This is a genomic window from Nocardia sp. CNY236 (genome assembly GCF_000482385.1).
Lineage (GTDB): Bacteria > Actinomycetota > Actinomycetes > Mycobacteriales > Mycobacteriaceae > Nocardia.
On sequence record NZ_AXVD01000016.1, the window covers coordinates 113,160 to 125,373 of the forward strand.

The 12,214-nt window shown below is 67.4% G+C and carries 12 protein-coding genes; 5 read left to right on the top strand and 7 right to left on the bottom strand.

What is annotated here, in order from left to right; translation table 11 throughout:
- Positions 1-4 precede the first annotated feature (4 nt).
- The 6 genes from K940_RS0111630 to K940_RS0111655 form a co-directional block, all read right to left on the bottom strand.
- On the bottom strand, positions 5-691 hold the full coding sequence (locus K940_RS0111630) for a class I SAM-dependent methyltransferase (RefSeq protein WP_036528297.1): 687 nt from the start codon (positions 689-691) through the stop codon (positions 5-7).
- Positions 692-722: 31 nt separating this feature from the next.
- On the bottom strand, positions 723-2,144 hold the full coding sequence (locus K940_RS27895; protein ID WP_051407099.1) for an MATE family efflux transporter: 1,422 nt from the start codon (positions 2,142-2,144) through the stop codon (positions 723-725).
- A 22-nt stretch (positions 2,145-2,166) separates the two neighbouring features.
- Complete coding sequence (locus tag K940_RS0111640) at positions 2,167-3,198, bottom strand: PLP-dependent cysteine synthase family protein (RefSeq protein ID WP_028477699.1); 1,032 nt, start codon at positions 3,196-3,198, stop codon at positions 2,167-2,169.
- Positions 3,199-3,261: 63 nt separating this feature from the next.
- A complete protein-coding gene (locus K940_RS0111645) occupies positions 3,262-4,728 on the bottom strand; it encodes an alanine racemase (protein WP_369797500.1) in 1,467 nt (488 codons plus the stop codon).
- A 43-nt stretch (positions 4,729-4,771) separates the two neighbouring features.
- On the bottom strand, positions 4,772-5,782 hold the full coding sequence (locus K940_RS0111650; RefSeq protein ID WP_028477701.1) for an ornithine cyclodeaminase: 1,011 nt from the start codon (positions 5,780-5,782) through the stop codon (positions 4,772-4,774).
- Positions 5,754-6,908, bottom strand: coding sequence for a TauD/TfdA family dioxygenase (locus K940_RS0111655; protein WP_028477702.1), 1,155 nt, complete (start codon positions 6,906-6,908; stop codon positions 5,754-5,756). The genes K940_RS0111650 and K940_RS0111655 overlap by 29 nt, the downstream gene beginning before the upstream one ends.
- A gap of 262 nt (positions 6,909-7,170) precedes the next feature.
- Between K940_RS0111655 and K940_RS0111660 the strand changes: the two genes are divergently transcribed.
- The 5 genes from K940_RS0111660 (at position 7,171) to K940_RS0111680 (ending at position 11,452) form a co-directional block, all read left to right on the top strand.
- Complete coding sequence (locus K940_RS0111660; protein WP_036528345.1) at positions 7,171-7,896, top strand: lytic transglycosylase domain-containing protein; 726 nt, start codon at positions 7,171-7,173, stop codon at positions 7,894-7,896.
- A 112-nt stretch (positions 7,897-8,008) separates the two neighbouring features.
- Positions 8,009-9,295 (top strand): phosphopyruvate hydratase, encoded by a 1,287-nt coding sequence (gene eno / locus K940_RS0111665; protein WP_028477704.1) that lies wholly within the window; start codon positions 8,009-8,011, stop codon positions 9,293-9,295.
- A gap of 87 nt (positions 9,296-9,382) precedes the next feature.
- Entirely contained in the window at positions 9,383-9,976 is a 594-nt protein-coding gene (locus tag K940_RS0111670) for a septum formation initiator family protein (RefSeq protein WP_028477705.1), read from the top strand.
- Positions 9,973-10,512 (top strand): DUF501 domain-containing protein, encoded by a 540-nt coding sequence (locus tag K940_RS0111675; RefSeq protein ID WP_028477706.1) that lies wholly within the window; start codon positions 9,973-9,975, stop codon positions 10,510-10,512. The genes K940_RS0111670 and K940_RS0111675 overlap by 4 nt, the downstream gene beginning before the upstream one ends.
- Positions 10,505-11,452 (top strand): Ppx/GppA phosphatase family protein, encoded by a 948-nt coding sequence (locus tag K940_RS0111680; protein WP_028477707.1) that lies wholly within the window; start codon positions 10,505-10,507, stop codon positions 11,450-11,452. Before K940_RS0111675 ends, K940_RS0111680 begins: the two co-directional genes overlap by 8 nt.
- A 12-nt stretch (positions 11,453-11,464) precedes the next feature.
- Here the strand turns inward: K940_RS0111680 and K940_RS0111685 are convergent, their stop codons facing one another.
- The gene (locus K940_RS0111685; RefSeq protein WP_028477708.1) at positions 11,465-11,944 is read right to left on the bottom strand and encodes an SRPBCC family protein; all 480 of its coding nucleotides are present in this window, start codon (positions 11,942-11,944) and stop codon (positions 11,465-11,467) included.
- Between the last annotated feature and the right edge of the window lie 270 nt (positions 11,945-12,214).

Below are 12,214 nucleotides of genomic sequence, written 5' to 3' on the forward strand. Positions count from 1 at the left end.
ACCGTCAGGCCAGATGAGCCGACAGCAGCAAACCGGGAGCCGACTTGCGCCCATTGCCTTCGTCGCGGAGGTCGGGACCGCAGAACTCGCGGAATGCCGGCAGGTCGTCGGGATCGTCTGCGTGGATGCGGGCGGGTCGGATCTCGTCGATCACCCAGTATCGACCCACCAGGGTGCGCAACTCATCGGTGGTGACCGGGTTGGTGCGCCCCACGGGCACGCTGGCCCCGTCGAACGCCAAGACGAAGTAGGAGGCGCCCGGCGCCGCGGCGCGCACCATCGACTCTTGGTAGCCCTGCCGTAGTTCGACCGGCATCGAATGGAACAGACCACTGTCGACGATCGTGCTGAAGCGGCCGTCGTAGCCGGTGAGGGAGCTGATGTCGGCAACCTCGAAGCTGGCTGTGCTCAGGCCACGTTTGCCGGCTTCGGTGCGCGCGAGCTCGATCGCCGCCGGTGATCGGTCCAGCCCCACGGTGGTGAACCCGCGTTCGGCGAGGTGGAGCGACAGAGCGGCCTCGCCGCAGCCGGCGTCGAGGATGTCGCCGTGGAACAGATCGGCGTCGATGAGCGCAGCGATCTCGGGCTGGGGTTCGCCGAGGCTCCACGGTGGCCGATGGCCCAGCCACGGACCGGAATCGTCACCGCGATAGGAGGATTCGAACACTGCATCAGAGGAAGGATTGGTCATATCGAACAACTATCAATCTGGTGCGTGAGTGTCAATGTTGTTGGCCCACTTGGGTCTCGAGAGTTCTCCGCTCCGGGTGTGGCCGCGGCCGGTCGCTCCGCGTCGTGTCGAGCAGTGTGAGGTAGCGGTGGAGCAAGAGAGCGGCCGTAGCGGCCAGGCCCGCGGTCAGTCCACACCAGATGCCGGCGGCGCCGAGTCCAGCGGGGAAAGCGAGCAGCACCGCGCCGGGCAGACCGACACCCCAGTAGCCGATCAGGGACAGACGCAAGCCCGCGCGCGTCGCCCCCAGACCACGCAGCAGGCCGATCCCGATGTTCTGGGCGGCATCGAAGAACTGCAGCACGATGCCGATCAGCAACAGCGTGTGCGCGATCCGGATGGCATCGGCGTCGGCGGAGTCCAAGAAGGGCGACAGCACCAGGCCGGGTACAACCGCGTACAGCAGGCCGGTGACGGCTGCGACCACCGCGGCATGGCGCAGCACGAGCCGGGCCAGAGTCCGTGCTCGCTGGCGTTCGTCCCGGGCGACGGCGTGGCTGACCAGGATCGACACCCCGTGCGATAGGCCGATGGCCACCTGGAACACGATGTAGATGATCTGATAGACCACATTGTGCGCCGCCAGGGCCGCCGGTCCGAGTGCGCCCATCGCCAGAGCGAGTACGGAGAACATTCCCGCCTCGGAGCCATAGGTGAGTGCGATCGGGATCCCCAGTCGCAGTTCTGCCCGGACCGTTGTGGCCCGCGCGGGCAGGGGGCTCACCGGCAGTGAGGGCCCGAGTCGGCTGTCGCGCCGAACCATCACCCAGAACACTCCGACCGTGATCGTGTGCACCAGTGAGGTCGCCACGCCGATCCCGGTGAGACCCACGGCGGGTAACCCGGCTCGGCCGTGGATGAACCCCAGAGCCAGTACCAGGTTCACGACGACCGAGCCCAGTGTCACCAGCAGCAGCGCCTGTGGACGCTGCATACCGACGGTGTACTGCCGCAACACCTGGAACCACAAGCAGGGCACCAGGCCCGGTGCGAGCGCCACCAGTAGGGGCCGGGTGTCGGCCAGCACTCCGGGATCCTGTCCGAGCCACGGCAGCGCCCAGCCGAGACCGATCAACACCGCACCGCCGACGATCCCGCCGACCGTAGCGATCAGGAAACTGGATCGCACCAGGTCGTGGATCTCCTCCTCGGGAGACTCTGCGCGCGTGTCCGCGCCGCTCACCGCGGCGGCGATCCGGTTTCCGGTGGCGGTGATCAATCCGACGCACATGGTGCGGATCTGATTGAACAGCACGATCGCCAAGCCGCCGGCTGCGACCTGCCGCACGCCGAGGGTGCCCATCAGCGCGATATTGGTCGTGGACATGGCGACTTGCGCCAGCTGAGTCACCGCGATCGGCGTGGCCAGCGTGGTCAGCCGCCAGCCGTCGCCGGTGAAGCTGCGCGGCTTCACCGGACCGTCTCCGCTACCGGGCTCATCGCGCCTCCACGAACCCGTGTCGGGGGGCGGGTCGGTAGCGTCGCAGCAACTGCACAACCTCCTGCTCCGCGTCGGCGTCGAGCAGGCCACGGTCGCGCATCCAGCTGTTGTCGAACACTGTGTCCAGGTATTTTTCACCGCCGTCGCACACAATGGTGACCACGGTCGATCCGGGTGGGAACTGCGCCAACCGCGTGAGCGCAGCGTGCACCGAGCCGCCCGCGGAGCCGCCGAGCATCAATCCCACCTCGGTCGCCACGGCCCGTGCGGTGGCGAAGGCCGCGGTGTCGGAGACCTTCACTCCTTCGTCGAGCAGGGAATAGTCCACAGCGGCGCCGATCGTGGCGCCGGGCGGGGTTCCGGTGCCGGACTGCCAGTACGGTCCGCCCGATCCGCCGAAAGCGATCGAACCGACCGGTTCGACTCCGACCACGTAGGGGACGCAGCCGAGTTCGCGCAGCCGCGTCGCGGCACCGAACAACGACCCGCCGGTACCCACCGCCGACAGCAGGATGTCGACCCGATCCACATCCTCGAGCAACTCCTCGGCCATCGCGTAGTACCCCATTGCGTTGGCGGTGTTGTTGTGCTGTTCGGTGAAGTACGCGTTCTCCCGTTCGGCAGCCATTGCCTCGGCCAGATCCTCGCGGGCCGAGGTGGCCAAGTCGTCATTCCCTTCGTCGGCGACGAACACCAGGTCCGCGCCCATTGCTCGCATTGCGCGCAGCTTGTCCTTACTGGCGTGGTGGTCGACCACCGCGGTGAAGCGGTATCCACGTTCGGCAGCCACCACCGCGAGGCCCAGCCCGGTATTCCCGGACGTGGATTCGATGATATGCCCGCCACTTCTCAGCAATCCACGGTGCTCGGCGTCGAGTATCATGTGCCGCGCCATCCTGATCTTGGCTGCGCCGGTGGGGTTGAACTGCTCGAGTTTCAGCAGCAGGCGAGTTCCTGTCTGGGTGGCCGCGAGCTCGAACAGCGGCGTGCGGCCGATCAGATCCGTCACTCGCGTGACGAGCGGCATGGAGTACTCCTGTGTCGGGTCGAGGGGAGCGATTGTGTCGTGTCGAGGGAAGCGAGGGACGAATCACGGTCGGCTACTGTCGCGTGTCCAGCGGAAGCGTCCGTCGGGCGCATCGTAGAGCGCGATTTTCGGCGGAATCGGCAGTTCGTGGAAGGCGGACTCGTTCGAATCCATTTGGTAGCCAGCGGTGTTCGGGTAGATCAGCAGATCGCCGACCTCGGCCGGGCGAGGCAGCGGCACTCGCCGCCAGCTGAGCATGTCGGAATCCAGACAGGTGGCCGCGCCGATACTGGTGGGTGTCGGTGCGCCGGGACGCTGCGGCCACAGCAAGGGATCGGGCAGGTACTCGCTGTCGAACCACTGCTCCGACAGGCTCAAACTGCTGCCGTCGACGGTCAGCACCTGGTAGGGCCGGTCGTGGGCGTATCTGGTCTTGCTGCCTTGCACCCGGAAGGCGGTGCATCCCGCGTGCGCGAGCAGCGCGCGGCCCGGTTCGATCGCGAGTTGGATACCGTTGTCGCGTAACCTCCGAGCCAGATCCTGGTGGTCGAGGATATCGGCAAGCATCGCCGGCCCGGGCTTCGGGAAATGATAGGGGTAATAGGAGTCGAAGGACTTGCCCGAGTGGAACCAGCGGCGGCAGGCGCGTTCAGCGAACTGCGCGGCGGCCTGGCCCGGGACGTAGTCGACGCCGAACCCGCCACCGATCGAGACGAGGGTGGCCGCATGACCGAGGGCGCGGGCGTATAGGCAGCGGGCGATCAGCTCACCCGCGAGTTCGGCACGCGCTTCAGCGTCGTATCCGGACAGGTGAAAGCTGAAACCCTCCAGTCGAAGTGCGTCGCTGCTGCCGCAGATATCCAGTGCGGCAGAGATTTCGGCATCGGTCATACCGAATCGACTCGCTGAGGCGGCGGGCAGAACGCGGATCATCGTGCGCGCCGGCGCCGGGCCGGCAAGCGCCGCGAGCCGGTCGAGTTCGCCGATGTCGTCCACTGTGATCAGGGCGCCGTGTCGGGCGGCGAGCCAGAGCAGGTCGTCCGCCTTGGCCGGGCCGGTGACCATGAGTTCCTCCCCACGCACGCCTTGGGCCATCGCGGCGGTCAGCTCGCCTACACTGGCCACATCGATGCCCGCGCCGCGCTGCGCGCACGTGCGTGCGACGCACGCGGCCTTGTTCGACTTCTTGCCGTAATAGATCGTGCCGCGGACACCCGCGTGTGTGAAAGCGGCGCGGAACGCGTCGATATTGTCGGCCACGCGGGGCGGATACATCACATGAAAGGGCCCGCCGATCGCGAAGGCGAGCTCGCCGAGCAGCGTTGGATCCTCGAGCAGGCGCCGCTCCCACGGGTCCAGTCGTGCCGGCATGGGGGCCGCGCTGATCGAGTCGTCGACGGTGCACATCGCGTCGCCGGGGACGCCGCCACCCGCCGCGGCAGTGGCTGGTGCGATCGCGCCGGGTGCGCCGATCCGCTCGGCGCCCTCGTGCTCGAGCTCCGCAGCGATACTCCCGTCCGTCAGTCCCACACAGCACCTCCGTGCGTCAGTCCCACAGCGGCACCTCCGTGCGTCAGTCCCACAGCGGCACCTCCGTGCCGCGGCCTTCTGCGATTGCTTGTTCGGCCAGCGCATGCGCGACGGCGATGTCGGTGAGCACCAACCCGCTGTTGTAGACGAAGATGCGTTCGTCGTCCGAGCGTCGGCCCGTCGTGCGCCGGTGGAGTATCTGGGGCAGTTCCGCGTCCACCGGGGGGAGTGTGCCGTCCGGGCCGGCCATATCGGTTCCGGTCAGCGCCATCTGTTCGGCGCTGGTCGCGATCACGCGGTCGGCGCCGGTCAGCGTGGAGGGGGCGAGCCCATAGCCGACGAGCACCGCGACCGAGCCCGGTGCGAGATCCTCCGATTCGAGCGCGACCTCGGTGCCCGGCCCGGCGGTGGCCAGCACGACGTCCGCGGCTGCCGATGCCTCGCGTGGATCCGCCACCGTCTCGAGCAGGGCGTGCGGGTAGTGCTCGGCGAGTTGATGGTGCACTGCGCGTAGCCCCTCGGGATGGGTGCCGTAGACCATCAGCGTGTGTAATTGCGGGTTGGCGGCGAGCAGGTGTGGAAGGGCGTGGCGGCCCTGGGTTCCGGTACCGATCAGCAGCACGCTCTCCGCACCACGGCGGACGGTCTCGCGTACCAGCAGTGCCGATACCGCCGGGGTGCGCAGCGCACCGACCCGGGCGCAATCCATGAGCGCGATCGGTGCGCCCGTGGTGTCGTCGTAGAGCGAAATGGTCGTGTAGTAGCGCGTGGTGCTGCGGTCGTGACCCGGGTCGAACTTGTAGGAGGTCTTCATCGCCACCACCCGTCGGCGGCCGTCTCGGCCGAGCATGGCATAGGCGACCGACCAACCGTCCGGATTCGCGACGCTCGACTTGCGTGGGTTGTCCGAATCACCCGCTGCGAAAGCCAGATACGCATCTTCTACGGCGCGCACGACGGCAGCCGGCGCTATCGGGACATCGGCCAAGTCGCGGCGACTCAACACCCGCAAGGGCGTGCTTCGGTCACGAGTGTTCAACGGATCCTCGATCATTGGGTACCACATCCCGCGTTCGAGAGCGCCCGAGCGGTGGGGCGTCCACCGCTCGAAACGGGGCGACGACTCGTTGCCCATAGCCATTCTCGGCGGCTTCCCCGGCGCGGCGGCGGCGTTCGGGACGTCGAATGTTCACGCGTTTGAGCCAGCGATCGGTGCCGTCGTAGCGGGCAGTGAAGGCGGCGCGCCCATGAACTGCGACGTCGTTGTCCATCAGTAGTAGTTCACCCGGAGCGAGTGCGGCTGTCGTGCAGACGCGTTCGAGCTCTGCGGCGAGTCGTCCATAGGCCGAGCGGAATGCGGGGTCGGCGTCTTCGAGCGGGGTGTAGGCGGGGTCGTAGCGGATGGTCTGCTGATCGGGGTCGGAGGCGCTCCAGAGGATGGGAACCGGGATAGCCGAACCTCTTTCGTATCCGGTGCCGTAGGAAACGTCCGGCAGGATAGGCAGGGTCGGCGTGCTGAGTATCTCTCGGTGCTCGGCGGACAGTTGCACGCGGCGCACCGATGACACCGTGGTGCCGACCGCGTCCGGATTGCGCAGGCAGCCCAGCATCAATAGGTTCGCTCGCCGGGGATGGAACGCATCCTCGGTGTGCGGGCTCAACAGTGTGGTGCTGCTGGCCCCGGACTGTTCGTGTTCATGGCCGCACGTGGGGACGATGTTGTTGACCAATCTCCCGTCCTGTTGGCCCTGCCAGCCGAACGGCTCACCTGCGCAGCGGGCGAGAAGCAGCATGACGAGGTCGAATTCGAACGAGCACGGGCTGGCGTCCGGATCGCCGCACCATCGCGCAGCAGCCTGCCAGGTCGGCGGAGTAGTCCCGAATTCACTGTCCACCAAGGGAATCCGTCCGATAATTGCCGCGCCCGCTGCGGTGGCGGGGGGTCGGAGTACATGGCTCACCTCTGCGGGGAGTTCGGTGAGCCGGGCGTCGATGTGCGCGACCAGCGTCGGGTCTGCGAGTGTGCGGGCAGCCTCGGTTCGATCGGCGCGTGTGGTGCATACGGCTGTGACTATCTCACGGGCGAGTTCGCACACCGCACGAGCCGCGTCCTCGGGTAGCTCGCGCCGTTCGAGATCAGCCGTGCGAATCGACATACGTTGGGAAAGAACACTTTTCACCAAGAAATCCCTCCTTCGCATCGGTTCGAGAAGCAGAGGTGACGATTCGAGTTGCAAAGTAGCGGTCCCGATGAACTTAAGAAAGCCTTACCTAAAAATAGGTGGATTGCGGGGCCGAATGCACAGCGGAGAGATCTGTTTCGGCCGGTACTCCGGTCGCTAAGGCTAGCCGGTATCGGCCCGCCTTCCCGGTTTCGCGCGACTCGGTGATTCACCGATCCGTAGGGGCATGGGGCCGGCTTGCGGTGCGGCCATCTGGATCATGGAGGAGGTGTTGAAGAAGACCGCCGCCTCGGTGGCCGCTGTGATCGTCGTCGGGCTCGTCGGTTGCGGGATCGACCGTCCCCCAATCCCGGAGGGCATTCCGCCGGGGCCGGGTGTCCCGGTCCCGGTGATCGACCTGGACGCTCCGGGCCGTACCGCGGTCCAACTGCGTGGCTGGGCGGCGGACCAGGCCGACGCGATGGACATCCCGCCGATCGCCTTGGAGGCATACGGCTACGCGGCGGCCGTCATGGCCAGGGCCCGGCCCGACTGTGGTATCGCATGGACCACGCTTGCCGGCATCGCCAGCGTGGAGAGCCAGCACGGGAGACACCGCGGGGCGGCGATCGCCGCCGACGGTTCGGTCAGTCCGCCGATCATCGGCATCCCTCTCGACGGCTCTGCCGGGGTGGCGCTGATCGAGGACACCGACAGCGGCGCGCTCGATGGTGACGCGGTCTACGACCGCGCCGTCGGCCCGCTGCAGTTCATCCCGGAAACCTGGGAGCGGTGGGGTGTCGACGCCAATGGCGACGAGGTGATCGACCCGCAGAACATCGACGACGCCGCCCTGACCGCGGCGCGCTACCTGTGCGCCAGAGGCGGCGACCTCACCTCGGAACGCGGCTGGCAGCGGGCGCTGCTGGCCTACAACCAGTCGCACGGATACCTGCTCACGGTGCGCGACCGGGCTGCGATCTACAGCATTGGACACAGGATGTGATCCGTCGCTCCCGGTGTGCCGGTTACCGGTCACCCCGCAGGGGCGATAGGCTCGCACCGCATGGCCATCCCGTGGGCCTAACCATGTCAGCAGTCGAAGGAGTGTCGTTTTCGTGGCCATCATCGAACAGGTCGGAGCTCGCGAGATCCTGGACTCGCGCGGCAACCCCACGGTCGAGGTCGAGGTCGCTCTCGACGACGGCACCCTGACTCGGGCCGCGGTGCCCTCCGGTGCGTCCACCGGTGAGCACGAGGCGGTCGAACTGCGCGACGGTGGCGAACGCTATGGCGGCAAGGGGGTCCGCAAGGCCGTCGAGGGCGTGTTGGACGAAATCGCGCCCGCGGTCATCGGTCTGGATGCGGTCGAGCAGCGCGGCGTCGACCAGGTGTTGTTGGACTTGGATGCCACTGCGGACAAGTCCCGCCTCGGCGCCAACGCGTTGCTCGGGGTTTCGCTGGCCGTGGCGCGTGCGGCAGCCGAGTCCTCGGGCCTGGAGCTGTTCCGTTACCTGGGTGGACCGAACGCACACGTCCTGCCGGTCCCGATGATGAACATTCTCAACGGCGGTGCACACGCCGATACCGGCGTCGACGTCCAGGAGTTCATGGTCGCCCCGATCGGCGCGCCGACGTTCAAGGAATCGCTGCGCTGGGGCGCGGAGGTGTACCACGCGCTCAAGGCGGTACTGAAAGCCAAGGGCCTGGCCACCGGACTCGGCGACGAGGGTGGTTTCGCGCCCGATGTCGCCGGTACCCGCGACGCGCTGGACCTGATCGCCTCGGCCGTCGCCAAGACCGGCCTGAAGCTGGGTCGCGACGTGACCCTCGCGCTCGATGTCGCGGCCACGGAGTTCTACACCTCCAACAGCGGATACACCTTCGAGGGCAGTGTGCGGTCGGCGGAGCAGATGACGCAGTTCTACTCCGATTTGCTGGCCGACTACCCGCTGGTATCCATCGAGGACCCGCTGTCGGAGGACGACTGGGACGGCTGGGTGGCTTTGACCGACCAGATCGGGGATCGAATCCAGCTCGTCGGCGACGACTTGTTCGTCACCAATCCGGAGCGGTTGGAAGAGGGTATCGCCAAGGGCGCCGCGAATGCGCTGTTGGTGAAGGTCAACCAGATCGGTACGCTCACCGAGACCTTGGACGCGGTGGAGCTGGCCCACCGCAACGGTTACAAGACCATGATGTCGCATCGCTCCGGTGAGACCGAGGACACCACGATCGCGGACCTGGCCGTGGCGGTCGGCGCCGGTCAGATCAAGACCGGGGCGCCCGCGCGCAGTGAGCGCGTCGCCAAGTACAACCAGCTGTTGCGCATCGAGGACGCGTTGGGCGACTCGGCGCGTTACGCTGGCGAGGTCGCATTTCCCCGCTTCGTGTTCGAAGACTGACACCGCAGCGCGGCCCTGGAGGCGGTCACTGGTGAGAGCATGACGTGCCCGGGGAGCACCGCGAGCTGGATACCGTAGAGGCATGACATGACCGAGCGACGTGCGCGGGGCACCAGTCCGGCTGGACGAGAAGACCGCCGCCAATCGCGTGCCGCCAGGTCACGTCCGGCCGATGCGGCCGGCACGCGCGCCCGACGGCGATCGGAGGCCGCGGACAGACAGCCGGGGGCGCGCCGGTCCGAACCGCGCGCCACGGTGCGTGAGCGCACCGTGCTCGGACTGTCCACCGGTAAGGCGGTGATCTTCGCGATGGTGGTGTGCGCTCTCGCACTGACTCTGGCCGTGCCGATGCGCACGTATCTGTCGCAACGCGCCGAGGCGGCGCGGCTGGAGCAGCATCGGCAGGAGCTGGAAGCCGACCTGGCCCGGTTGCGCGATCGCCGTGTCCAGCAACAAGATCCGGCGTATATCCGCGCCGAAGCGCGAGACCGACTTCGTCTGGTGATGCCGGGCGAGACGCCCTACATCGTGCAGGTGCCCGGCATCGAAGCGCCCCCACCGTCTCCGGCGCCTACCAAGGTCAGGGAACCCGATCCCTGGTACACCGAATTGTGGCGCGATATATCCGAGCCGCGCTCGACCGCCGAACCGGCGCCGTCTCCACCGGAAGGACCCAGGTGACCGCACCGACGGATCACGATCTCGCGATCATCACCGAGCAGTTGGGCCGTGCGCCGCGCGGCGTGCTCGCCATCGCCTATCGCAGCCCGGATGGCGTTCCGGCAGTGGTCAAGACCGCGCCCCGGTTGCCGGATGGCACCCCCTTCCCGACGCTCTACTATCTCACCGATCCGCGGCTCACCGCGGAAGCGAGCCGACAGGAATCGGCCGGCGTGATGCGGGCGATGACCGAACGGCTCGATACGGACCCGCAGCTGGCCGCCGCCTATCGCGCCGCGCACGAGAGCTATCTGGCCGAGCGCGACGAAATAGAGTCACTCGGAACGGATTTCAGTGGCGGCGGCATGCCGGAGCGAGTCAAATGCTTGCATGTCCTGATCGCACACGCACTGGCCAAAGGGCCGGGGGTGAACCCGCTCGGCGACGAGGCAGTGGCATTGGCGGCCGAACACGGCCTGCGGGGCAGTGCGATCCCGGCCGATTGGCCGACCTATCAGCAGACCGGCCCCGAAAGACTGGAGCGCAACGATGAGTGACCGGGTAGCCGCCGTGGATTGCGGCACCAACTCCCTTCGCCTGCTGATCGCCGAGGTATCGGCGGATGGCGGTCTGAGCGACGTGCATCGTGAGATGCGCATCGTCCGTCTGGGGCAGGGCGTCGACGCGACCGGTGCGCTGGCCCCGGAGGCGATCGAACGCACCCGCGTCGCCTTGGCCGACTACGTGGGTTCGATGCGTGCGGCCGGAGTCGGTCGGGTTCGCATGGTGGCCACCTCTGCCACCCGAGATGCAGCCAATCGAGACGATTTCTTCGCCATGGCGCGCGCCGAACTCGATGCCGTGGTGCCCGGCGCCGAGGCCGAGGTGATCACCGGCGACGAGGAAGCGCGACTGTCGTTCGCCGGTGCGATCGGTGAACTGTCCAGCGCGGCAGGTCCGTTCGTCGTGGTGGATCTGGGGGGTGGGTCGACGGAACTGGTGTTCGGCGACAGCGCGGGAGTACGGGCGGCGTTCTCCGCCGATATCGGCTGTGTTCGAATCACCGAGCGCTGCCTCACCGGCAATCCGCCGACTGCCGATCAGGTCGTTGCCGCGCGCGCCTTCGCCACCGAGCGGTTGCGGGAGGCGTTCGCGCGTGTCCCGGTGGACGGGGCGCACACCTGGGTCGGTGTGGCCGGCACGATGACCACGCTCGCGGCAGTGGCGTTGGATCTGCCCGAATACGATGCCGAACAGGTGCATCTCACCCGGCTCGGCTACGACCGGGTGCACGAGGTCTGTGGCCGTCTGGTCGCCATGGATCACGACCAGCGCGCTGCCTTGGGACCCATTCACCCGGGGCGGGTCGACGTCATCGGCGGTGGTGCGGTCATCACCGAGGTGCTCGCCGAGGAACTGTCCCGCCGCGCGGGAATCTCCGAACTGATCGTCAGCGAGCACGACATACTCGACGGCATCGCCCAGTCCATCGTCTGACCGGCGGCCAGGTCAGACGTGCGTGCCGCCGTCGCGGCCGTGGTCCACCGGGGCGCGCGCTCTGCCCACTGCGATGTCGGCGAGCCGCGACAGCGCCTCCTTGTTGTAGGGCACCAGGAGCAGTTCTTGGACCCTGGTGGGGATCACGGCTCCGACCCCGTGCACCGCATGCTCGTAGATATGGACATGGGTCTTGCCCGAGTCCATCTCCCAGAGCCCGACGCGGATCAACGCCGAGCCCACAGGACGGACCCTGGCTTCCCACTCGAGTCGGCGCGGTGGTTTGGCCATGACCACCTCGGCGGTGTCGTCCATCGTGAACGGCCATACACCCACCTGAAAGTGCAGCCGAGAGCCGACCGCGGGCCAGCTGTCGTCGACGTCTCGGACATGGGTCGCGCCGACGACCCAGGTCGAGAACAGCCAACCGTCGGCCAGTACGGCGAAGATCTGCTCCGGTGAGGCCGGCACGGTGATTGCGACGTGAGCCATCAGTACAACGCTTTCCACGTGCAGGCCGCTGGCAACGATCCGTCGGTCGTTCGCTCGGTGCCCGCTCGCCGGGGTGGTACACCGCACGCCACGTGGCGCGCGGTGCCTCGGAACGATCCGGGAGCACCGCCGCCCTGGTGCTGCTGGGCGTCGAAACAGGCCATGAGATGGTCGACCATTTCCAGGTGATAGCGATACCCGATGTTGGGTATTTTCACCCGGTCCTATACTTCGGGACACAGTTTCACCCAGGTCGGTACCGAACCGGTA

What these genes read in the sequence shown, in the direction of transcription:
- K940_RS0111630 (WP_036528297.1), bottom strand. Translation starts at nt 691, where the DNA reads ATGACCAATCCTTCCTCTGATGCAGTGTTCGAATCCTCCTATCGCGGT.
- K940_RS0111640 (WP_028477699.1), bottom strand. Translation starts at nt 3,198, where the DNA reads ATGCCGCTCGTCACGCGAGTGACGGATCTGATCGGCCGCACGCCGCTG.
- K940_RS0111650 (WP_028477701.1), bottom strand. Translation starts at nt 5,782, where the DNA reads ATGATCGAGGATCCGTTGAACACTCGTGACCGAAGCACGCCCTTGCGG.
- K940_RS0111660 (WP_036528345.1), top strand. Translation starts at nt 7,171, where the DNA reads ATGGAGGAGGTGTTGAAGAAGACCGCCGCCTCGGTGGCCGCTGTGATC.
- K940_RS0111670 (WP_028477705.1), top strand. Translation starts at nt 9,383, where the DNA reads ATGACCGAGCGACGTGCGCGGGGCACCAGTCCGGCTGGACGAGAAGAC.
- K940_RS0111680 (WP_028477707.1), top strand. Translation starts at nt 10,505, where the DNA reads ATGAGTGACCGGGTAGCCGCCGTGGATTGCGGCACCAACTCCCTTCGC.
- K940_RS0111685 (WP_028477708.1), bottom strand. Translation starts at nt 11,944, where the DNA reads ATGGCTCACGTCGCAATCACCGTGCCGGCCTCACCGGAGCAGATCTTC.